The sequence below is a fragment of the Oleiphilus sp. HI0079 genome, assembly GCF_001635105.1.
The window spans coordinates 1-22,047 of record NZ_LWFT01000014.1; the positions used below are offsets into that span (position 1 = coordinate 1).

The window sequence follows — 22,047 nt, forward strand, 5'->3', positions numbered from 1 at the left end:
TGACGCCGCATCAAGGACTTCATCATCAGTAGTAAACCTTCCAAATGAGAATCGCAATGAGCTAAGAGCTTCTTCGTCGCCCAACCCCATAGCCTTCAGCACATGCGAGGGTTTCATGCTAGCAGAGTTACAAGCGCTTCCGGATGACACCCCAAGGTTTGGCAACGCAGTCAGCAGCATTTGCCCATCCACACCTGGAAAAGATAAATTAACAATGCCTGGGACAGTTTTTTCAGGATTACCATTTATTCTATACGTTGCACCACCAAGCATTTGTAAAAAACGCGCCCGATATCCAGCAACGCGTTCTTGCTCCGCCTGCATATCCTCAGTACACAACTGCAAAGCTTCCGCAAAACCTACAATCTGATGCACCGGCAACGTACCAGAACGCATACCTCTTTCATGCCCGCCTCCATGGATCTGCTCACGAACGCCAAACTCAGTAGATCGCCTAACGAACAGTGCGCCTACACCTTTCGGACCATATATCTTATGCGCACATAAGGAAATCATGTCTGCAGGCAACTCACTCAGGTTAATACGCAATTTACCTGCACTTTGCGCGCAATCAGCATGAAACAAAGCGCCATGCGATTTAGTGAATTGTGCCAGCTCCATAATCGGATTAACGACACCAGTCTCATTATTCACATGCATGGCAGAGACAAGAGCTGTGTCTGGCTGAATTGCAGCCGCTAAACGTTCAACACTGATGACGCCGTCTTCATCTGGGTCAATAAACGTCGTTTGGTAGCCCAAGCCAGCAAGGTATTCAAACACATCAAGAACAGCTTTGTGTTCGGTTTTTGAGGTGATGATATGTCGCCTCTCATCACCCTTGCCCCGCAAATATTCTAACGCCCCTTTGATAGCGAGATTATTGGACTCGGTCGCACCACTCGTCCAGACAAGTTCGCGAACATCACAATGCAACGATTTAGCAATTGTCTTGCGCGCAGCTTCAACGGCTGCCTCCGCCTGCCAACCAAGCATATGTGAACGCGAAGCAGGGTTTGCGAAACATGTTCCAACCCCAAGATAGGCGAGCATTTTTTCAACAACTCGCGGATCGGCCGGCGTTGTTGCTGCATAATCTAAATAAATCATCTGTTACTGTGAACCAAGACTTTACTGTTCGGAATATATTAAACCGACCGTTGTATTTTGTCGCTCCGCGGTCTCAAGAACTTCGCTTTTTAGCATCAACTGCTCAAGGGTGATATCGTCTAAAAAAGAGTGTATCTGTTCACTTAAATCAGACCATAAATGGTGGGTAAGGCATTTTTGCCCTTGCTGACAATCGCCTTTTTGCTGACATTTTGTTGAATCAATCGATTCATCAACGGCATCAATAATAGATGCAATCGACGCGTCTCGTTGCATCTCGCCAAGTACATAGCCCCCGCCCGGACCACGGATACTTGATACGAGAGCCTTTCTCCGCAGCTTAGAGAACAACTGCTCTAAGTACGAGAGAGATATCCCTTGTCGAGCAGAAATATCGGATAAAGAAACTGGGCCGGCCTCACTATGCAATGCAAGATCGAGCATTGCTGTAACCGCATAACGACCCTTTGTGGTAAGACGCATAAACTGCTCATAACATAAAAATATCGGAAAATTATGTTATACCCGACTATAACAGTCAACTATTATACTCGCCTCACTTAGCTTGCTTGAAGCAATCCACATCCCGATCATCAATACTCTTAATTTCTTCTTTATCAAAACTTGAGTCTAACTTGCGCAATTCCTTACACATCTGATTCATACGTTCATCGACCAAATGCATATGATCGAGCATGCTGCGTAAAGACTTGGCTACGGGGTCTGGCATCTCCTCGCTCAACCCATAAGCATCAAAACCAAAATTTTCTTCCATTTTTTTCCGCTTATCTTCATCTACAGCCGGCATCTCCGAAACGGATTTCAATATAATCCGACCTGGAATTCCTACTACCGTCGCCCCCGCGGGAACCTCTTTCGTGACAACAGCATTCGATCCTATTTTGGCATTTACGCCAACCTCAAACGGGCCGAGCACTTTCGCACCGGCCCCAACCACAACGCCGTCAGAGAGGGTCGGGTGTCTTTTACCCTTATTCCAGCTAGTCCCGCCAAGTGTGACCCCTTGATAGAGCGTCACATCGTCGCCGATGACGGCTGTTTCCCCAATAACAACACCCATGCCATGGTCAATAAAAAAGCGCCGACCAATGGTTGCGCCGGGATGTATTTCGATTCCAGTAAACCAGCGACTGACAGAGGAAACAAAACGACCTAACCATTTGAACCCCCTACTCCAAAGCCCATGAGCCAACCGATGCATCCAAAGCGCATGGAGGCCAGGATAGTTTGTGAGTACCTCAAATGTATTTCTAGCTGCTGGATCACGACTGAATACACTCTTAATATCTTCCCTTACCGCATCAAACATGTCGTTACCTTTGTAATTTTTTCTCTACGCTTTTAAGTATACCCCGAAGGATATTAAGCTCCATTTTGTCCAACGTACGGCGCTGAAAAAGACGGCGCAGTCTCGGCTGAAGTTGACCCGGGTTTTGCTCATCATAGAAGCCCGTGCGCGTCATCACATTCGTAAGGTGCGACATCAAACCTTCGATATCCTGAGTAGAGCAAGGCTCAGCATCCCAACCTAGATCATCAGGCCCAAGAACCGATGCATCCAATCCACCATCCATGCATTCCAAGATCTGCATTCTCAATTCATAAGTCAGCACTTGAACCGCCATTGCTAAGTTTAGCGATGAATAATCGGGATTGGCTGGTATGTGAACATGTGCATTGCATTGATGCAGCTCTTCGTTGGTGAGCCCGCTTGACTCTCTACCAAAAACAAATGCCACTTTCGTTGGTAATGCCCCTCCATCCGACTCCGCAAGAAACCGCATCGCCTTCTGCGCCGTTTCTCGCGGATTCATGACGGGCCAAGGAAAGCTCCTCACTCGCGCGCTCGCTCCAACAACGTAATGGCAATCAGCAACGGCCTCACTAAGGCTACCAAAAACAGTTGCAGAATCGAGTACATCGCACGCGCCAGCCGCCCTCGCTACTGCGTCATCGGATGGAAAATCTTTGGGTGATACCAACTTCAAGGCTCCAAAGCCCATATTCTTCATCGCCCTTGCTACCGCACCGATGTTTCCAGAGTGACTGGTGTGCACAAGCACGATATCAATAAACTCGAATACATCAGGATGCCGCCCTGTCTCTTTATCGACCATTTCGGTCATTACCAAACAACCTTTGTTAAAAAATGAAGACTATACTCAGCACGAGAGTATATTCATTTATTGTGAACTACTCAGCTTTTTTGCTGCAATAACACAGGTTTTTGTTATCATGCCGCCACAGACTAGGACTAGGTGAAAAGAATGCAACCAATTTTGAACATTGCGCTACGTGCAGCACGCCAATTCAATGAATACGTGAATCTGAGCATCGACAGAAAAGAGCATGCGACCGCAGACTTAAAGGAAGATCTAAAACTTGTTCGACACCTTGAGGAAGTTTTGTTCAAAACGCTGATGGACGCCCTTAAAAAAGGCTACCCAAAGCATTACGTTGCCGAAATAGGTGAGCAAGTTAGCGACATTAAAGAGGACCTATGGCTTATTCAAGGTTTTGACAACGAACAGCACCTTCTTCGCAAAATCCCTCAAACTGTATACAGTTTCATCCACAAAAAAAATGGCAAAATCCATAGCGCAGTAATCGTTAACCCCTTCACTGGTGCTGAATACGTGGCCGTAAAAGGTGGTGGCGCAATCTTCAATGATCGACGATGTCGTGTCAGCGCCCAACGCCAACTGGAAGGTAGCTTATTTGCGACAGATTCATTAAACCAATTTGCTCAAGAGAGCGGAGACCATGTTGTATCAGATCTCGTGACCAGCATGGGCCAGGCAGGCATCAATGCCCGTGTTAGCGGCTGCGCTAACCTCGACCTTGCACAAGTTGCATCAGGCCAATTAGACGCAGCGCTTCTCACGAACGTGAATACGAACGATCTTGAAGCTTCTTTACTTTTGTGTGCCGAAGCCGGCGCCTTGGTGGGCAGTTTAAGCAACGGATTTATGAAATCGGGCGATAAAACCTTAGTCGTAGCCAACCCTAAGCTTTTCAAATCGACACTACAGCGCTTCTCTAGCTATGGGTCAAAATTGACAGCTTAAGTAATAACAAGGCACAAAAAAACCAGCCCTAGGGCTGGTTTTTTTGTGCCTCGAAAAGGAAACCTATGCTTTTCCTTCTCTCTCAGCACGACGACGATCCTGCTCTTCTAGTTTGCGAATATCGGCTTCGCTTGGGCCATCATCAACTTCACCCTCTTCTTTGTCGACTGCAGGGATGAGATCCTCTTTACTCACACCCATTGATAGCAAGACATTACTCGCCACATAGATCGAAGAATAAGTACCAACAACAACACCAATCAGCAAAGCCTTCGCAAAGCCGTTAATCATCTCACCCCCTACAATATAAAGCGCAACAAGCACCAAAATCGTAGTTAATGATGTCACCAACGTACGCGAGAGCGTCTGTGTCAGAGAGATATTTATCACCTCTGCCGAATCTGATTTACGAAGCTTTCTGAAGTTCTCTCGTATCCGATCGGATACGACAATCGTATCGTTCAGAGAATAACCAATCACCGCCAATAACGCTGCGAGTACAGTCAGATCAAAATCCCAACCAATGATTGAGAAGATACCAACAACGATAATCACATCGTGAATCAGAGCTGCAACCGCACCAACAGAAAACTTAAACTGAAAGCGGAGTGCTACGTATACCATGACGATTCCCAAGGCCAACAATAAACCTAAGCCGCCCTGCTCTCGGAGTTCTTCACCCACCTGTGATCCAACAAATTCAGCGCGTTCAAGCGTCACCGCATCACCAGTACCGGACAATACATTAAGAACTTGCTCGCCCACCTTATCGTCAAAGCCTTGAGATAAGCGAACTAACACTGAAGTATCAGCACCGAAGTTCTGAACGACGAGCTTGTCATAGCCAGCATCATTCAAGGTCTTTCTTACATCCTCGAGATTTGGTGCTGCTGCATACTCGACCTCAACTAAGGTACCACCAGTAAAGTCGAGCCCTAGCTGTAAGCCCTGCATCGCGAGCGAACTGAGAGATGCGATGAGAAGCAAAACCGAAGCAACTGCTGCGATTTTTCTCTTACCCATAAAGTCAATTGTATTCATTTCTTTCACCTTAACTACTCATCAACCTATGGATAACGTTTGAACTTTGCGAGAACCATACACAAGATTAGTAATCGCGCGGCTCAAGAAAATTGCAGTAAACATTGAAGTCAGAATACCCAGCGCTAACGTAACCGCGAAGCCTTTCACGGGCCCCGTACCAACGGCAAATAGTATAATTGCTGCTATAAATGTAGTGATATTTGCATCGAGAATTGCGACGAAAGCTCGACCGTAACCAGCGTCAATCGCGCGCTGCGGAGACAATCCAGCCTTTAGCTCTTCTCTTATCCGTTCAAAGATTAGAACGTTTGCATCCACAGCCATACCAACTGTCAAAACAATCCCGGCGATACCCGGCAACGTGAGCGTTGCAGAAATCATCGACATCAGCGCACACAGCAACACAACATTCACCAGAAGCGCTGCGTTCGCGATTAAACCGAAAACGCGATAGTAGATAAGCATAAATATGAGAACAAGTCCGAAACCGATTTGTACAGACAGAAGCCCGGCATCAATGTTCGCTTGACCAAGGCTTGGCCCAACAGTTCGCTCTTCAACAAAGTAGACGGGTGCCGCAAGAGAACCTGCACGCAATAACAAGGCAAGTTCAGCAGCCTCAGTCGGAGAGTCCAAACCTGTTATACGGAATGAGTTGCCAAACGCAGACTGGATTGTCGCGAGGTTAATAATGTTGCGGATCTCACGATTTCTTCGCTCTACAACCTCTTCACCATCGACCATTCTACGGCGAGTTTCAGACTTCTGCTCGATGAACAAAACTCCCATGCGTCGTTTAATCGAACGCTTCGTCACGTCCAACATCATCTTTCCGCCGTTACCATCAAGACTGATGTTTACCTGAGCAACGCCGTTTTCATCAAACCCTGCGTTGGCATTGGAAACATTACTTCCGGTGACAATAACGTCTTTCTCTAGAAGCGCGGAACGCCCTTCATCATTGCGGAATACAAATCGCTGTGTACTGCTACTTGGCGCTCCAGGCTTGCCTTCTAAACGAAACTCCAGGTTTGCTGTTTTACCAATAATACGCTTTGCAGTTGCCGTATCCTGAACGCCTGGAAGCTCAACAACGATGCGGTCCCTTCCTTGCCTTTGAACAAGAGGCTCCGCAACACCAAGTTCATTAACTCGATTTCTCAAGGTAATCAGGTTTTGTTGGACAGCATAGTCTTCAATATCTGCGATGCTCTGCTCAGACAGGCGCAACGTCAAATACGCCGCTTCGTCATCTTCTTCTGTCTCGCGCATGAATTCGCGATACTCTCTGGCAGCTAGCGCTTCTGCCTTGTCACGCTCCTCAGCCTGACGAAACTTAATTTTTATTGCGTCCAGGCCATCTAAACCAAACGCTCGGTATCGGATACGCTCTTCGCGAAGGACTGATTTAATTTCGCTCTCATAGACCGACAAGCGCTGACTTAGCGCTTTTTCCATATCTACTTCTAAAAGGAAGTGAACACCACCGCGTAAATCTAGACCAAGCTTCATTGGCCCCGCATTAATTGCCCTCAGCCAATCTGGCGTCGTCGGAGCCATATTCAGCGCCGCGATATACTCATCCCCCAAACCATCTCGAATTGCAGATTTGGCTGCTAACTGATCATCACTAGAGTTAAAACGCACCAGCACAAGACGATCTTGAAGCTCGATCTCTTTTGCAGAAATATTGGCATCTGCAAGCGCTGATTCGACAGTGCTGACAAGGCTGGCATCCAACTCTGTCGTACTTTGAGTACCCGTGACCTGAATAGCGAAGTCATCGGGATACAAGTTTGGAGATGCGTAGATACCACCCACCGCTAATAACACAGCAAGTAAGGCATATTTCCAAGCAGGATATTTATTGAGCATGTGAGCTCCTAATTACCTTTCTTTTCTTGTTCAATCACATGCAACTTGAGTTAGGCTTACTAAACAGGATTTAGAATTACTAAAAAGTTACTGCGCACTAAAAATGAAAAAGCCGGACAAAGCCGGCTATTTACTATAGACCCTTCAATGTTCCCTTAGGTAGAACAGAAGAAACGGCCACTTTCTGGATTTTCAATTCCACGCCCTCAGAAACCTCTACGGAGATGAAATCTTCCGATACTTTTGTGATCTTTCCAGCAATGCCTCCACTGCTGACAACCTCGTCACCCTTGCTCAAACTTGAAACAAGATTCTTATGCTCTTTGGCACGCTTTGATTGCGGGCGCCACATAAGGAAGTAGAAGATAAGAATAAAGCCACCAAAGAAAATAAGTTGCATGACGGCACTCGGCTCGCCTGGTTGTGCGGCGCCTTCCGCGAACGCTGCGCCAGACAAAACCATTAACGCCAAAAGTGTAATTTGTTTAATAAGCATGCTCATTTTCTTCCTCAGTATTAGTAACAAATAATTTAGTTTCGATTCGACTATTCGAATGCATCTTCCAATTCTAAAGGTGGGGTCTCAAGACCCCGCGCCCGATAGAAGGCGTCGACAAAGTCGGTCAATTTACCTTGTTCGATTGCTTCACGCAATCCGCTCATAAGATTTTGATAATATCGCAAATTATGGATGGTATTGAGCTGCGCCCCTAGCATCTCGCCGCAGCGCTCCAAGTGATGCAAATATGAGCGCGTAACATTTTTGCAGGTATAACAATCACATTCAGAATCAAGCGGGCTCATGTCGTGCCGATGCGTTGCATTTCGAATTTTTACAACACCATTGTGCGTAAACAGATGGCCATTACGCGCATTTCGTGTAGGCATAACGCAATCGAACATGTCAACGCCCCGCCGAACGCCCTCTACCAAATCTTCCGGCTTGCCAACCCCCATCAAATAACGAGGCTTGTTCTCCGGCATTTTATCGGACAAATGCTCTAGAATTCGCATCATATCTTCTTTCGGCTCACCCACCGAAAGTCCGCCAATTGCATAGCCATCAAAATCAATATCGCTCAAACCGGCTAAAGATATATCGCGCAGATCCTCATACATTCCACCTTGCACGATTCCAAACAAAGCAGAAGGGCTCTCGCCATGCGCGTCTTTACTTCGCTTCGCCCAGCGCAATGACAGCTCCATTGAATCCTTCGCTTCCTGCCAAGTTGCAGGATGGGGAGTGCATTCATCAAAAATCATGACGATGTCTGAGCCAAGTTTCCGCTGAACCTCCATCGAGATTTCTGGCGTCATCTCAACTTCTGAACCGTTAATGGGTGACTTGAATTTGACACCTTCTTCGGTAATTTTACGCAAGTCGCCAAGACTAAACACTTGAAAGCCGCCCGAATCAGTCAAAATCGGACCTTGCCACTGCACAAAGTCATGCAAATCGCCATGTTCCTCAACAACATCAGTACCAGGACGCAACATGAGATGAAAGGTATTACCCAGAATAATCTCTGCGCCAATCTCCTTTATGTCCCTCGGCAACATACCTTTTACCGTGCCATATGTTCCTACGGGCATAAATGTGGGTGTCTGAACCGTTCCCCGAGGAAACTTAAGCTCTCCACGCCGTGCAACTTTGTCTGTTTTTTTGACTTCGAACGACATGAAGCATTCAGGACGAGACATACCTTCTCCGATATAAAATTCTGGTGTAAAAAATTAACGCGTAGGCTCTAAGAACATTGCATCGCCATAACTGAAGAACCGATATCTCTCCTGAATAGCATGCTCGTAGGCGGCCATAATTGTTTTCTGTCCAGAAAACGCAGCCACCAGCATCAACAAGGTGCTTTGAGGCAAATGGAAATTGGTGACAAGCGCATCAACCGTTTTAAAAGAGTAGCCAGGGTAGATAAAAATATCCGTATCACCTTCAAACGCGCTTAATTCTCCACTCTGACTTGCCGCCTCAAGACTTCTCATACTCGTGGTGCCAACGCAGACGACACGTCCTCCGTTGCGCTTAGTGGCACTAATCGTATCCACTGTATCCTGAGAAACTTGTATCCACTCGCTATGCATCACGTGATCCTCAACCGTTTCAACCTTCACTGGTTGAAACGTTCCCGCGCCGACGTGTAGCGTGACATACGTCGTTTCAACGCCCTGCGCGGCCAAAGCGGTAAGCATCTCTTCACTAAAATGAAGTCCCGCTGTCGGTGCGGCGGCTGCCCCTGGCTCTTTGGCGTAGACAGTTTGGTAGCGGTCATCATCCAGCTTTTCATCGGCTCGATCGATATAAGGCGGCAATGGTACATGCCCTTCTCGATACAAAAGATCAAACACTTCTGAATCACACACACGTAATTCAAATAAAGCGCCCTGGCGACCAAGCATCTCTAACTCGCTGCCGCCTTCAGTAAATATCTTACTACCCGGCTTTGGGGACTTTGAGGATCTTACATGCGCCAAAAACCGATCTTCAGAAACTTTCCGCTCAAACAAAATCTCGAGAGCGCCGCCCGTCTCTTTTTTAGCGTACATTCGAGCCGGGACAACCTTTGTATTATTGAAGACCAGTAAATCGCCTTTGTTTAACAAGCTAGGCAAATCAGAAAAAGACATATCTTGTTTATTGCCACTTACTCCATCAACATGGAGCAATCTGCTTTGCCCACGCTTTTCTGGTGGGTACTTTGCGATCAGCTCCTCAGGAAGCTCAAAGTCAAAGTCGGATACCTTCATACCGAACCTTTAATGATTGGTGTTTCGCACGTTACATCTGCATTCTGAGCACGATGTCTCATAACATGATCGATCAACGTCATCGCCAGCATCGCCTCTGCGATTGGGGTCGCGCGAATTCCAACGCAAGGGTCATGACGACCATGTGTAGACACTTCGATCGCGTTCCCAAACCGATCAATACTCTTTCCGGGCAAACGCATACTGGAAGTTGGTTTTAGTGCGATATGCGCAACAATATCTTGGCCAGTTGAAATACCACCCAATACACCGCCAGCATTGTTACTAAGAAATCCCTCTGGGGTCATCTCATCACGATGTTCGGTGCCTTTTTGCGATACCGAATCAAAACCTGCGCCAATCTCTACACCTTTTACCGCGTTGATGCTCATCAAACCGTGTGCAATTTCGGCATCCAAGCGGTCAAAGATTGGTTCACCTAAGCCTGGCATTAGACCTGTAGCAATGACCGTAATCTTCGCGCCAACAGAATTGCCTTCTTTGTTCAACGCCTGCATGTAGGTTTCCATCTCAGGAATCTTGTTCACATCTGGACAGAAAAATGGATTGGTTTCTACAATGCTTAGATCGACATTCTCAACTTTGATTGGACCAAGCTGGGACAAATAACCGTAGATCTCGATACCAAAAGCCTGCTTGAGATACTTTTTAGCGACGGCACCTGCCGCAACACGCATCGCCGTTTCACGCGCAGAGGAACGACCACCGCCCCGATAATCACGAAAGCCGTATTTTTGCGTATAGGCGTAGTCAGCGTGCGCTGGACGGAACGTATCTGCAATGTTCGAATAGTCCTTTGAACGCTGATCGGTATTCTCAATCACCATACCAATTGACGTCCCCGTCGTTTTCCCTTCAAACACTCCGCTTAGGATTTTCACCTCGTCAGCCTCTCTACGCTGCGTGGTATATCGGGAGGTACCCGGTTTGCGACGATCCAGATCGAACTGAATATCCTCTTCAGAAATCTCGATCCCCGGAGGACATCCATCAATGATACACCCCAACGCTTTACCGTGGCTTTCACCAAACGAGGTGACTGTGAATAGTTTTCCAAAGGTATTACCAGACATCGTATTAAACTCTTCGTTTTGCTTATCTTTCGTTATTGAACTCTATGCCTTGTTTTGGCAACACGCGCTAGAGTTTGTTGTACTCTTTTACTTCACTCAATCTCTTTCAATTGATCAGCGGTCAACATAAATACGCCATGGCCACCATGTTCAAAGTCGAGCCACGTAAACTCCACTTGAGGATAAGCGGCTTCAAGTGCCTGCCAGCTATTACCAACCTCGGCGATCAAGACTCCCCTAGGGCTTAAGAAACGCGAAGCCTCTGCCAACATCACTCTTGTAAAATCCAGGCCATCAACACCAGAAGCAAGCCCCAACATCGGCTCCTGATGAAACTCTTGTGGCATACTAGCAATATCACTGGCATCGACATATGGAGGATTCGAAACAATCAAATCATATTGCTGCTCGTAGCTTGCGTCGAGACCTGAGAAACAATCCGATGCAATGGTGGATACTCGCTCTTGCAGCTCGTATTGCTCAACATTGATCCTTGCAACCTCGAGCGCGTCGGAAGAGATATCGAGAAGATCTACCTGCGCGTCCTCAAACAACAGCGCCGTTGCAATGCCAATACAGCCACTTCCTGAACACAAATCCATGACGCGCTTAGGCTCGTCCAAGACCCAAGGCTGGAAACCGTTTTCAATCAATTGAGCAATCGGTGACCGAGGAACCAAGGTTCTCTCATCGACATAGAATTTTAAACCACAAAAATAAGCCTGTTTGGTTAAGTACGCGAGTGGTGTTCGGTCATTGATACGCGCCTCAATATTTTCAAGAACGAACTGACGCTCAGTCTCGGTGAGAACGCATGGCCAAAGATCTCGCGCAAAATCCCAAGGTAGATTTAGAGATTGAAGAACCAAGGCGACCGATTCATCCCAAGCGTTATCGGTGCCGTGGCCAAAGAAAAGCTTGGCCGCGTTCATTCTCGAAAAGCTATATCGAATAAAATCTGCAATAGACGTTAATTGGGCTGACACTGGACGAATTCCGTGGCTATTTAAAACCGCGCAATTATATAGACATTGACTGACAAGTGCTAAGAATCAAGACCCTTTAGGTATAAAAACGGGAAAATCGAACAACGCCGCACGTCACACTCATCAAAACCAATCGGACATAGCATAGCGACATGGTTCTCAACGGTCTGACCCCCTTTCACGAAAAGCAGAAAATCTGAAGGTCTGCTGCAAACTTCGCTCCAGCCAAAAAGAACTAATCAATGAGACTTAATCAATGAGACTTAATCGACGAGACTTAATCAACGAGACCTAATCAACGAGATAGAGATACGCCCAATCTTGAGCGTTAAATCCAAGCGGGCGCTGCCCCAGCATGCCCATAGAGCGCAATTCAACGCGTGACCCATCAACTCCGATCGCTTCACGCGCAGCCACAAGCATAGTCTCGCCATATTCAGCAGAGCTTTCTATCGAGTTCCCTAACTGCGCGGCTGATGAGACAGGCTTTGAAAACGCAACCACAACCAATTTAGCATTAGCATTTGCCTGCAAATAATCACCCAAGGCCTTAGCCCAGTCTTTTGATAGCACCGCTTCGCCCAGTAATACGCCGCGTTTTGCATCCGCCACGTAGTCTTCAGGCGGCGCGGGAATAAAGCTTATATAGATGTAATCAATTCTGCGCGCATTCGTAACAGCATAAACGCTTAACCATCCCTGATGAACACCGTCATCGAGACGACCAGCAAAATAAGATTGATCAGAATCTCGACCAGCCAAGTTCCGATTGCCAAAAATATCGTTAGCCCAATGATTACTCGCACCGCAGTTTCTCTGCTCACAGGCAAACTCGATACGCCCCTGATCACTCAAAAGTTCTTTATAATATCCAACAGCTTTATCAAGACTCGTTGCTTCTGACACTCTGTAAAGATAATTTGAACGCGTACCCACCACGTCCGTTTGCGACTCAATCATCAAACGATTACTCACTCGTTTGATGGCACTCAACGGCATTGGATGCTTATCAGCCGCCTGCGTCGTCGCCTTTTCTAATGAAAGGCCACTTGCGACAAAATCAAATCCCTCGGCGGATAGATTGCCACAAATACCCAAAAACACACCGAGCCCAAACAGAATATTCTTTAGCTTTTTATGCACCCAAAAACCCATGTACTATCTCCGCCGTCCGTTTAATATCTCCTTCCATGTGGAAGTGATGGCCACCTGACACTTTGTCTTCTTTCAGGTTTTGTATATACGCTAGTCGCTTCGAAATCGCTTCATATTGTCGAAAATAACCATCTTCCCCCACCACTAGCTGAACAGGGCATTCTATTCCGCCCATAATGGCTGCAACCTGGGCTTCAGAGAACCTAAGAAGAGAAGGCTCTAAAAGACGCGGATCAGAAGACCAAACGTATCCTCCCTCTACTTCTCGTGTTCCTCGCTCGACTAAAGTACGCGCAGCCTCGATGGATATCTTGCCAACTCCCGACATTCGCGCCTTTGCTGCTACCTCTTTACTCGGGTACGTGTTTAATTTTGAGTGACGCAAAGCAGCAGCGCGCTTAACCGCCTTCTTAAGTTGAGGCAGCACATTCTCTATATCATCAGTCAAAGGGCCTAAACTATCCAACAACACCAAGTGCTTGACGCGCTCAGGAACCGAAGCTGCGATAAGTGTCGCAACAATACCCCCCAAAGAATGCCCAATGATATCAAACTCACCGTTTTCACATATGGCGTCTACAAACGCTAGTACATCCAACGTATTGTCGACGAGATGATAGTTAGCGGATTTTGGTCGATGTTCGGAATGACCATGCCCCGGCAACTCTAATGCAAAAAAAGGACGATCAAAGTCCAGATACTCTGCCAAAGGGCTAAACGAAGCAGCATTATCCAACCAACCATGTAGGGCAATAATTGGTCGTCCGACCTCTACACCATTGGTTAAACCCGCTAAGGTGAGTCTTCCGGTTTTTTCTTCAAAATGCTTCAATTCCAAACAGCTTATACTCCTCTAGCATCACGAAACAGCGAGTGAAAATTCGCCGCCGTCTGCTCCGCTATCTGCTCAACCGACAAACCACGAAGCTCGGCAATAAACTCAGCTACTTTTGGGACATATTTTGGCTCATTTGGCTTACCCCTATACGGCACGGGTGCAAGATATGGCGAGTCTGTCTCTATGAGCATGCGCTCAAGCGGAATTGATCGAGCGACCTCCTGAAGTTCAGCCGCATTTTTAAACGTAACGATACCGCTAAACGAGATAAAGTAGCCAAGATCGATTGCGCGCAAGGCCATGTCCAAATCTTCGGTGAAGCAGTGCAGAACACCGGCAATACGCTCGTCGCCATGATCAGCAATAATGGACAGGGTGTCCTCCTTTGCATCACGGGTATGCACGATAACAGGCTTACGAGTCTGCTTACTTGCCTCAAGATGCACTTTAAAGCGTTGCTGCTGCAACTCTTTCATTTCGGCGCTGTAGTAATAATCAAGCCCCGTTTCACCAATCGCGATGACTTTCTGAGCATCCGCCAAGCCCACAAGCCGCTCAACTGTCGGTTCCTCACCTTCGTAACTCGTAGGATGCACCCCAACAGAGGCGTAAATGTTCGGGTATTTTGCAGCGATATTTAGAACCTGGTCTACGTGCTCAAGATCGATGGCTACACAAAGCATTTCGCTCACTTGCTGATCGGTAGCGGCAGCAATCGCTCCATCGAGCCCATTTTCGTATTTTTCTAATTTAAGCCTGTCGAGATGACAGTGAGAATCAATGAACATACCGCCTCATAAGATGAAAGATTTCGCAGGGCAGTTTACATGGAAGATTGTGGAGGCGCACCCTGAGGAGCGCCAAATTAACATAGGGGTTGATGCTTACATACTATGGGTTGGTCGATCCGACGTTAAGGCACCCGCGAGATTCGTCTCGATCACATTCTTAGCCGTTTCGTCTTCACCATTAAACTGGACACCGATGCCTGCGGCTCGGTTGCCCTGAGCGCCTTTTGGGGTTACCCAAACAACCTTACCAGCAACAGGTATCTTTTCTGGCTCGTCCATCAGGTTAAGCAGCAAAAACACCTCATCACCAAGATGATAATTTTTACCCGTAGGAATAAACAAACCACCGTTTTCAATGAATGGCATGTAAGCCGCATAAAGAACGGCCTTATCTTTAATTGTGAGCGTGAGTATCCCGCTGCGCGCACCAAATCCGGCTGACATAAATTCTATAACATCCTGAAAACTATAATCTATTTAAAGAAGTATAGGGCAATGTGTTAAACATGCTAATGAAATTCGTTAAACCCTACATCAATTCTAGCCAAGCAAGAATAACAGACTCGCATAACAACTGCGGGTTCGGGTTTGTAGTGCCGCGCAATAAGCGAAACTCCTTCAGCATTTTATCGCGCAAAGCAAACAACAATTCAGGGTGAGATTTTCCGGATAGGTAACGGAGCATAGCGACACCCTGCGGATGACTAAACATCGCTTCATCCTTAGTCGATTCGTACCGGATCATTTGCTCAGCCCATTGAATCAGCCACTCTAGTCGATCATCAAGAAAATCATCACTCCAATTTGCGGCTAAGTCTGGAACAGAAACCTCGCGTTTTAGAGCCTCAGACAAGCCTTTTAGCATTGCGAGCTGTTGATCCCAAGCACCCTGCTCTGCGTACCTCAGTGCCTTGAGCGGTTCATTATGAGCAATCGCAAGATATGCGGAAATTTGTTCGTCACTCTGCTCAAGGTTTTGCGATCTTAACCATAACTGCGCCTCATCAGGCCGAGGTGGAAAAATGGTTTTGATTTGGCATCGGGAGCGTATCGTGGGTAGCACTGCTTCCTGGCGCTCCGCAACCAAAAACAAAATCGTATCTCCCGCTGGCTCCTCAAGTGTTTTAAGCAAGGCATTTGACCCACTAAGGTTCATCGCCTCAACCGGATTAATAATCGCCACTTTATGACCGCCACGCATACTTGATTCGGTCACAAACTCTACAAGCTCGCGCACCGCATCTACCTTAATCTGCTTTCCCTCTTCCTCGGGACACAGACGAACAAAATCATTGTGGCTACCGGCCTCAAACAAACTGCAAGATTTGCATTTTCCACATGCGCGGCTTTCAACAGAATGCTCACAAAGAATCAGAGCTGCGAGATCCTCCGCTAGGCGACCAGCCCCCAGACCAACGCCACCAGATAACATAATGGCGTGCGGCAATTGCTTTTGTGCTTCAAGGGTTGCAATCCCTTCAGTGATATCACGATGCCAAGGCAGATTCATAGATTTAGACTAGTCATTGGAGTTGTCAGCATTGTACAGATTTTTATGCAATGCTTGCGTACGTTTTTCGAGAAGTCGTGAAAATCTGGGTCCGAGCTCTGCGGAGGCTCGCTCACTAAATGCCTTCGGCGTTTCCCCCATTTTTCGCTGCACTCCCTTCACCCTCAATAGCAACAAAAATCGCAAATACGTTCGTTCGACCTTGCTAAGCTTTGGATTATATCGGCCCAACCAAATATAGAGCACCACACACATTGAGATAAAAGCCAATAAGCCAACGAGCAGCCATAGCAAGGAGCGTAAATCAAACCCACCGATAAGGCTTTCAAGAATTTTGCGCTGATCCTGTTCGCCATAACCCAGAACAAAACGCTGCCAACGGTAGTTCAACTCATCGGATTGTCGACTGAGCCAGTTGAGAATTGGCAGCTCGCGAGCAAACGCTGCGAAGCGGTTGTCGGCAAGAAAAGTCCCTTCACCACGCACGGCTTCTTCTAAGTTTCGCTCAATACGATCTGGCGCGATATAGGCAGTTGGGTCTACTCGTAGCCAGCCCGTTCCAGTGATGTAAACCTCAACCCACGCGTGCGCATCGTACTGGCGGACTAGCCAGTAACCCATATCCTCATTGAACTCACCGCCTTGATAACCCGTTACTACGCGCGCGGGAAGACCGGCTTCACGAAAAAGGAAAGCCGCACTACTCGCAAAATGCTCACAGAACCCAAGACGCGTCCCAAAAAGAAAGTCGTCAACACTATCTACCCCAAGCGTTGGCGGTTTCAGCGTGTAGCCAAAGCCCTCATCATAAAAATAGCGCAGCACCGCAGCCACATACTCAAGCTCAGTAGGCCCGGACGAAAGCATCTGATCGACTAACTGACGCGCAAGCGGATTACCCGTTGGCGGGAGCTGAAGGTCTTGATTAACTTGCGAAGCAATGCGTTCTACACCTGATATGACAACAGCCCCAGGAACCTCCGAAACAGGTAAAAGCGTCTTTTCATACAACATCCTGTAAGGCGTTGGAGACACAACGTCTTGCCTGAACTCGTAGATTCCGCCACCCATTTTATGCACATTACCCGATGCCGGCTGCGAGCCAACCAATGCAAACGCCCAGCGGTTTTGATGCGGCTCTAGAATCACATCATAATAATTCTGATCGAGCTCTTGCGGCTCAAAAACCTCATACTTACGGTCATGCAAGAGCCCCTGACGTCCTCGCTCCAGCAGCAAAGAGCTAGATGCTCGTCTCCACGTTCTACCGTCAAAGTAATCCAGCAACATTGCGCGCCAATAAAGGTTTTGTCGTGCTGGGGCGACCCCACTGAAGCTCACTCTAAAAGCGCGCTCGGCAGACTGGCTCAGCTCAGCAATAGAGCCTGGCGTCATTTCTTCACTCATCCCTGTCTGTGAGTGGCTCGTTTTAATGGGCAAAGACCACAGCGGCGCGAAACGAGGAAAGAACAAAAAAAAGCACACCGCAAACGGTACTGCGAGCGAGAGCATTTTCGTCACTCGCCAAAGCTGCGATCTCACACTCCCGAGCGAGCTATCGCTCAAACGCATTAAAAGGCTAAAGCACAGCATCACGCAGAATAGCTGCAGCAATACATGACTGATTGACTGCTCAAACAACATCGAGACCGCGCTCAAATAAAACATGGAATAGACGAAGACCAGAATATCCCGCCTACCGGATAGCTCCGTCGCCTTCATACTCGCGACCAAGAGTAAAAAAACTGAGGCCATCTCCACTGAGTACGCCAATCGGTAATCGATAAAAAACAACGCGACACAGGTAAAGACCAGCACCAAGCGCAGAATCCGTGACTGCGCTAATGGGCGCACGTAAAGAAACAAACAAAATAAGGCAAGACATGGCAACAGCCATAACGGCGCGATCGTTAAGAACGCAACCGCTTGTACGCAAATCGCCAAAGCAACCAAATGTCGAAATTGCGGAAGGTCGTTCGCGAAAAAGTCTGAATTAGTGCCACTCACGCCGCATACCCCGCAAGCACTGTAAGACAAGCATCACGGTGCTCCTCACCCGCCCCTAGCGGCACCTCAGAGTTGGGCATGACCAACGAAAACTCCTGATTCGCCTCGAACAAACTAAGCACATCAAAGCACATGTAACTCAAAGCCTGCTCAATACCAAAATCTGAATAACTCTCCCAATCAAGGGTCACCTTTTTGCTCGCGACAGATTCTCTCGAACGAACGACGAGCTCCTCTCTACGGGCATAGTGTCGCCACAATACTCTGCGCATATTGTCACCAGCGTGATACTCACGGACATCACCCAGCTCCTCCCCTTCGCGCTTGCTTAGTGCACCCTCCTCATCACCGCCCGCCCCGCTCACCATCGGCGGCTCTATCGGAGCAGGATAAACGACCAACTTTGAGTCAAACCAGATCCAAGTCCACGCCCTGATCAACCCAAAAGGGAAGTATGTCTCAAGACTGACAGCCGGCAAGTCGAAAATGCCGCGCGCATACTCTTCCCCTCTTATCTCAATCACGGATGAAGTTTCCATAGGCCAACACGAAGCGACGGCTTGCTCATCAAGTTTAATGTAAAAACCCGACCGCTCTTTTCCACCCAGGTTTGCCGAAAATTCAACACTAACCGGCACCCCCGCCTGAACAGGACCAATGCGTGAAACGCGCAACGCCAAGCCATGCATGTTGAAAAAACAAAGCCAAATCGAAATCAGAAATGTTGAGCCTAGAATAAACACCAGCAGGTATATCAAGCTACTTTGATAATTGATGGCCGTAAGCAGCATCAATACAAGCATTACACAAAAGGCAAAACCCTGCTTGCTAGGAAAAATATAGATATTCCGTTGATTCAAAAAATGCTCAGAACTAGGCCTTGCGCGCTTTTCAAGCCAACCTTTAAAAACCTTGTTAATATCGTCTCTCCAATGACCGTTTTCAGCTCTGGTAACTGGCTCTCGCCTTTAGCCGTAATTACAGCACAAAGCTGCAATTTATGTTTGACTAATCACACGCCCAACTTGCAATAACCTGCTTCTAGGTAAATACTGACATGGCATATTTGGGAAGTATGATGATTATGAAACAACACCTTTCAAAACGTATTCATTCTTACGATACGTTTTCAGTTCTGGGTTTTACGCTAGGGCTCGCTTTATTTGTCGCACCGTTACAAGCTGAAGTGAAATCACTTAGCAGCTCTGAGCTCACTGAAACCTATATCGAAGACTCGACCATCATCATCACGCCTCGAAAACAAAGCCTAAGTGAGCAAAAAACGGTTTCCAGCGTCACAATCGCCCCGTACGAAGGCGAAGACACAGACTCAGAACTTCTGATCGAAGCTGAAGAGTCCCAAACAGGGCTCGCTAACGCCGTGGAGCTGGATGACGAACTTCTTAGAAACTCGACCGTCGATGCGGCTTTTGAATCAGAACCTGTGGTAGATGTACCAACCTATCAAGAGCTTACAACAATCCCTGTCGCAGACATTCTTGAAGACGAGCGCTATCGTCCGCCTGAAGGCAATTTTGATTTTTCTTATATTGGGGATGATCTAGCACTGAGTCGCGACGCAGACAAACTCACGTTCTCAATTGGCAACATTCCGGGCATTGAGCAAATAAATATTCCAGAGGCCGTTACCGAAGGCAGTCCGGTGCAAATTTTGCCAAGAGAGGGCGGTGGATTTGATCTAACATTTACCGTTCCGCCTGCCGAGTAAAAATAGCCTTAACCAGAGCTCGCATCGAGACCTGCCAAATCTATCCAACTCAGCTCGCACCAAAAAAGGGAAGCCAAAACACGCAACTAGTTACGATCCCAACCTTGCTCGCTAATAATAGTATGCCGCGCAAGGTCAGAGCATCGCCCTCCCCGTTTCTGACACCGCTATCCGACACAATATCCAGACACAAAAAAACCGCTTTAGTTTCCTAAAGCGGTTTGATCGTCTGCTTAAGCAGAATTTGGCGTCCCCTAGGGGAGTCGAACCCCTGTTACCGCCGTGAAAGGGCGGTGTCCTAGGCCTCTAGACGAAGGGGACAAAACTTGTCCGACAGACATACTACTCATTACTTATTGCCTGCTTGTTGTGTCTAGGCATTGCAGCAGGCTTAGATAAAATCAAAGCAACTACAACTAACACTCTGCGCGTAAACCACACAACTTTTAAATGCCTTCAAAAGAAGTAAAAGTTGGTGGAGCCAGACGGGATCGAACCGTCGACCTCAACGCTGCCAGCGTTGCGCTCTCCCAGCTGAGCTATGGCCCCGATGGCATGAGTGCCTCACAACGGGGGCGTATATTATTGAAACGCCCCATGCGAGTCAAGCCGTTTTTAAGGCTTTTATTTGCTTTATTTCAAACCGGTAATTTACGTTGAAATTTTAACCAAAACAGCCTGATATTCTTTTTCTACGCGCTTCGTTTCTTTCTTAGAAAAGCCCTCCATCACATTGAGCGCATGACGAAGACGAGCACGTGTCATATCGGGACCAAGCATGACCATAGAATCCACAACGGACCAAGAGTTTGGTGTTCCAGCAACCGCGACAAACAAAGGCTGCATAAAGTCACCCATCTTTATTTCCATTGCCTTGGCCAAGGCCTTAACGTCCCCAAAAACGTTTTCTTTGTTCCAATGACGCTGCGATTCCAGAGTCCACAAAGCAAACTGCAGAACACGCTTAACCTGCCCCTCTTCGAGTTTCTTGTGTGCGAAATCGGCGCGATCGAGATTCAGCATGCCCGAAAACATAAAACTTGCCAGAGGAGCGATATCCGAGAACGTCTCAACACGCCCCTTAATATGCTCAAGCATCGGTTTTACGAACTCAGCATTAAACGCCCATTCCTGAGCGCGGGATGCAAATTCCTCGTCACTCAGGTTTTCACGAATCCACAACCCGTTGAGCCAACTAAGCTTTTCTACATCGAAAATGGGACCACCAAGCGAAACCCGCTGAATATCGAAGGTTTCTATCATCTCTGCAAGAGAAAACTTTTCTCGCTCATCCTGCAGAGAGTAACCCATGCGGCCAAGATAATTGGTCACCGCTTCGGGCATGAAACCAACACGTTCATAGTAGGTGATACTTGTGGGGTTTTTCCGCTTACTCAACTTGCTTTTATCAGGGTTACGCAATAAAGGCATATGGCACAGTACCGGCATTTCCCAATCAAAGTACTCATAAAGCAATTTGTGCTTCGGAGCAGAGTTGATCCATTCTTCACCCCGAATAACATGTGTAATTGCCATCAGGTGATCATCAACCACGTTTGCTAAGTGATATGTCGGCATGCCATCACTCTTAAGAAGTATCTGGCAGTCTACTTGCGCCCAATCAATTTCGATCGTTCCGCGCAACATATCTTCGATCACACAGGTTCCCTCATCAGGTACCTTCATCCGAATAACATGCGGCTCTCCCGCGGCCAAGCGACGTTCAACTTCATCAGAGGGCAATTCCAAAGCGCCCTTAATTCCCGGATTCAACCCGGCAGCCTTACGCTCCTCACGGATGACATCAAGTTCTTCAGGGGTGCGAAAGCAATAAAACGCCTTGCCCTCGTTTACCAACCGCTCCGCATAAGCGGCATAATCATGTTTGCGCTCGCTCTGTCGATAAGGGCCATAAGGACCACCAACATCAGGACCCTCATCCCAGTTCAATCCGAGCCAACGCAAGGCGTCGAGAATCTGAGCTTCCGATTCAGGTGTAGAACGCGCCTGATCTGTATCCTCAATACGCAATATAAACTTCCCATTATGTTGCTTTGCG

Annotated in this window: 21 protein-coding genes and 2 tRNA genes; 2 read left to right on the forward strand and 21 right to left on the reverse strand. The window is 47.5% G+C overall.

Annotated elements, in window-relative coordinates; genetic code table 11:
• The 4 genes from A3750_RS00310 to A3750_RS00325 form a co-directional block, all read right to left on the reverse strand.
• The coding region (locus A3750_RS00310; protein ID WP_068547917.1) for a cysteine desulfurase family protein at positions 1-1,110 on the reverse strand (1,110 nt) is incomplete at its 3' end.
• A gap of 21 nt (positions 1,111-1,131) precedes the next feature.
• A complete protein-coding gene (gene iscR, locus A3750_RS00315; protein WP_068453331.1) occupies positions 1,132-1,593 on the reverse strand; it encodes a Fe-S cluster assembly transcriptional regulator IscR in 462 nt (153 codons plus the stop codon).
• Between the two features lie 73 nt (positions 1,594-1,666).
• Entirely contained in the window at positions 1,667-2,440 is a 774-nt protein-coding gene (gene cysE / locus A3750_RS00320) for a serine O-acetyltransferase (RefSeq protein WP_068453329.1), read from the reverse strand.
• Positions 2,441-2,444: 4 nt separating this feature from the next.
• Positions 2,445-3,257, reverse strand: a complete 813-nt coding sequence (locus A3750_RS00325) for an RNA methyltransferase (RefSeq protein ID WP_231871651.1) — start codon at positions 3,255-3,257, stop codon at positions 2,445-2,447.
• Positions 3,258-3,398: 141 nt separating this feature from the next.
• Between A3750_RS00325 and A3750_RS00330 the strand changes: the two genes are divergently transcribed.
• Positions 3,399-4,199 (forward strand): inositol monophosphatase family protein, encoded by an 801-nt coding sequence (locus tag A3750_RS00330; RefSeq protein ID WP_068453327.1) that lies wholly within the window; start codon positions 3,399-3,401, stop codon positions 4,197-4,199.
• Positions 4,200-4,262: 63 nt separating this feature from the next.
• Here the strand turns inward: A3750_RS00330 and secF are convergent, their stop codons facing one another.
• The 14 genes from secF to A3750_RS00400 form a co-directional block, all read right to left on the reverse strand.
• Positions 4,263-5,240: a protein translocase subunit SecF gene (secF, locus tag A3750_RS00335; protein WP_068453325.1), complete on the reverse strand. Its 978-nt coding sequence runs from the start codon at positions 5,238-5,240 to the stop codon at positions 4,263-4,265.
• A gap of 21 nt (positions 5,241-5,261) precedes the next feature.
• Positions 5,262-7,118 carry a protein translocase subunit SecD gene (secD, locus tag A3750_RS00340; RefSeq protein ID WP_068453323.1) on the reverse strand — a complete coding sequence of 619 codons (1,857 nt, stop codon included), beginning with the start codon at positions 7,116-7,118 and terminating at the stop codon, positions 5,262-5,264.
• Between the two features lie 133 nt (positions 7,119-7,251).
• Positions 7,252-7,614, reverse strand: a complete 363-nt coding sequence (gene yajC, locus A3750_RS00345) for a preprotein translocase subunit YajC (protein ID WP_082863079.1) — start codon at positions 7,612-7,614, stop codon at positions 7,252-7,254.
• Between the two features lie 50 nt (positions 7,615-7,664).
• The gene (tgt, locus tag A3750_RS00350; RefSeq protein ID WP_068453320.1) at positions 7,665-8,798 is read right to left on the reverse strand and encodes a tRNA guanosine(34) transglycosylase Tgt; all 1,134 of its coding nucleotides are present in this window, start codon (positions 8,796-8,798) and stop codon (positions 7,665-7,667) included.
• Positions 8,799-8,852: 54 nt separating this feature from the next.
• Positions 8,853-9,878 (reverse strand): tRNA preQ1(34) S-adenosylmethionine ribosyltransferase-isomerase QueA, encoded by a 1,026-nt coding sequence (gene queA, locus A3750_RS00355; protein ID WP_068464281.1) that lies wholly within the window; start codon positions 9,876-9,878, stop codon positions 8,853-8,855.
• Complete coding sequence (aroC, locus tag A3750_RS00360; RefSeq protein ID WP_068464285.1) at positions 9,875-10,972, reverse strand: chorismate synthase; 1,098 nt, start codon at positions 10,970-10,972, stop codon at positions 9,875-9,877. The genes queA and aroC overlap by 4 nt, the downstream gene beginning before the upstream one ends.
• Before the next feature lie 92 nt (positions 10,973-11,064).
• The gene (gene prmB, locus A3750_RS00365; RefSeq protein WP_156492673.1) at positions 11,065-11,958 is read right to left on the reverse strand and encodes a 50S ribosomal protein L3 N(5)-glutamine methyltransferase; all 894 of its coding nucleotides are present in this window, start codon (positions 11,956-11,958) and stop codon (positions 11,065-11,067) included.
• A gap of 291 nt (positions 11,959-12,249) precedes the next feature.
• The gene (locus A3750_RS00370; RefSeq protein WP_068458684.1) at positions 12,250-13,113 is read right to left on the reverse strand and encodes a DUF4892 domain-containing protein; all 864 of its coding nucleotides are present in this window, start codon (positions 13,111-13,113) and stop codon (positions 12,250-12,252) included.
• Entirely contained in the window at positions 13,094-13,951 is an 858-nt protein-coding gene (locus A3750_RS00375) for an alpha/beta fold hydrolase (RefSeq protein ID WP_197466552.1), read from the reverse strand. The genes A3750_RS00370 and A3750_RS00375 overlap by 20 nt, the downstream gene beginning before the upstream one ends.
• Before the next feature lie 5 nt (positions 13,952-13,956).
• Positions 13,957-14,739: a TatD family hydrolase gene (locus A3750_RS00380; RefSeq protein ID WP_068458683.1), complete on the reverse strand. Its 783-nt coding sequence runs from the start codon at positions 14,737-14,739 to the stop codon at positions 13,957-13,959.
• A 96-nt stretch (positions 14,740-14,835) separates the two neighbouring features.
• Positions 14,836-15,186, reverse strand: coding sequence for a PilZ domain-containing protein (locus A3750_RS00385; RefSeq protein ID WP_068457860.1), 351 nt, complete (start codon positions 15,184-15,186; stop codon positions 14,836-14,838).
• Between the two features lie 85 nt (positions 15,187-15,271).
• Positions 15,272-16,252, reverse strand: coding sequence for a DNA polymerase III subunit delta' (locus A3750_RS00390; RefSeq protein WP_068456944.1), 981 nt, complete (start codon positions 16,250-16,252; stop codon positions 15,272-15,274).
• A gap of 9 nt (positions 16,253-16,261) precedes the next feature.
• A complete protein-coding gene (locus A3750_RS00395) occupies positions 16,262-18,259 on the reverse strand; it encodes a DUF3488 and transglutaminase-like domain-containing protein (RefSeq protein WP_068456947.1) in 1,998 nt (665 codons plus the stop codon).
• Positions 18,256-19,119 (reverse strand): DUF58 domain-containing protein, encoded by an 864-nt coding sequence (locus A3750_RS00400; RefSeq protein WP_068457324.1) that lies wholly within the window; start codon positions 19,117-19,119, stop codon positions 18,256-18,258. The genes A3750_RS00395 and A3750_RS00400 overlap by 4 nt, the downstream gene beginning before the upstream one ends.
• 197 nt (positions 19,120-19,316) lie before the next feature.
• On the opposite strand from A3750_RS00400, the gene A3750_RS00405 reads away from it, so the two are divergent.
• A complete protein-coding gene (locus A3750_RS00405; RefSeq protein ID WP_068520249.1) occupies positions 19,317-19,988 on the forward strand; it encodes a hypothetical protein in 672 nt (223 codons plus the stop codon).
• Positions 19,989-20,233: 245 nt separating this feature from the next.
• On the opposite strand, the gene A3750_RS00410 is transcribed toward A3750_RS00405, so the two are convergent.
• The 3 genes from A3750_RS00410 to gltX all read right to left on the reverse strand — a co-directional run.
• A tRNA-Glu gene (locus tag A3750_RS00410) sits at positions 20,234-20,309 on the reverse strand.
• Positions 20,310-20,461: 152 nt separating this feature from the next.
• Positions 20,462-20,537: transfer RNA gene (locus A3750_RS00415), tRNA-Ala, on the reverse strand.
• A gap of 102 nt (positions 20,538-20,639) precedes the next feature.
• Positions 20,640-22,047: glutamate--tRNA ligase (gene gltX / locus A3750_RS00420; protein ID WP_068547918.1), on the reverse strand; the 1,408-nt coding region annotated here is incomplete at its 5' end.

What these genes read in the sequence shown, in the direction of transcription:
- secD (WP_068453323.1), bottom strand. Translation starts at nt 7,118, where the DNA reads ATGCTCAATAAATATCCTGCTTGGAAATATGCCTTACTTGCTGTGTTA.
- yajC (WP_082863079.1), bottom strand. Translation starts at nt 7,614, where the DNA reads ATGCTTATTAAACAAATTACACTTTTGGCGTTAATGGTTTTGTCTGGC.
- A3750_RS00325 (WP_231871651.1), bottom strand. Translation starts at nt 3,257, where the DNA reads ATGACCGAAATGGTCGATAAAGAGACAGGGCGGCATCCTGATGTATTC.
- A3750_RS00380 (WP_068458683.1), bottom strand. Translation starts at nt 14,739, where the DNA reads ATGTTCATTGATTCTCACTGTCATCTCGACAGGCTTAAATTAGAAAAA.
- A3750_RS00405 (WP_068520249.1), top strand. Translation starts at nt 19,317, where the DNA reads ATGGCATATTTGGGAAGTATGATGATTATGAAACAACACCTTTCAAAA.
- aroC (WP_068464285.1), bottom strand. Translation starts at nt 10,972, where the DNA reads ATGTCTGGTAATACCTTTGGAAAACTATTCACAGTCACCTCGTTTGGT.
- tgt (WP_068453320.1), bottom strand. Translation starts at nt 8,798, where the DNA reads ATGTCGTTCGAAGTCAAAAAAACAGACAAAGTTGCACGGCGTGGAGAG.
- A3750_RS00330 (WP_068453327.1), top strand. Translation starts at nt 3,399, where the DNA reads ATGCAACCAATTTTGAACATTGCGCTACGTGCAGCACGCCAATTCAAT.
- cysE (WP_068453329.1), bottom strand. Translation starts at nt 2,440, where the DNA reads ATGTTTGATGCGGTAAGGGAAGATATTAAGAGTGTATTCAGTCGTGAT.
- secF (WP_068453325.1), bottom strand. Translation starts at nt 5,240, where the DNA reads ATGAATACAATTGACTTTATGGGTAAGAGAAAAATCGCAGCAGTTGCT.
- queA (WP_068464281.1), bottom strand. Translation starts at nt 9,878, where the DNA reads ATGAAGGTATCCGACTTTGACTTTGAGCTTCCTGAGGAGCTGATCGCA.
- A3750_RS00370 (WP_068458684.1), bottom strand. Translation starts at nt 13,113, where the DNA reads ATGGGTTTTTGGGTGCATAAAAAGCTAAAGAATATTCTGTTTGGGCTC.
- iscR (WP_068453331.1), bottom strand. Translation starts at nt 1,593, where the DNA reads ATGCGTCTTACCACAAAGGGTCGTTATGCGGTTACAGCAATGCTCGAT.
- A3750_RS00390 (WP_068456944.1), bottom strand. Translation starts at nt 16,252, where the DNA reads ATGAATCTGCCTTGGCATCGTGATATCACTGAAGGGATTGCAACCCTT.
- A3750_RS00385 (WP_068457860.1), bottom strand. Translation starts at nt 15,186, where the DNA reads ATGTCAGCCGGATTTGGTGCGCGCAGCGGGATACTCACGCTCACAATT.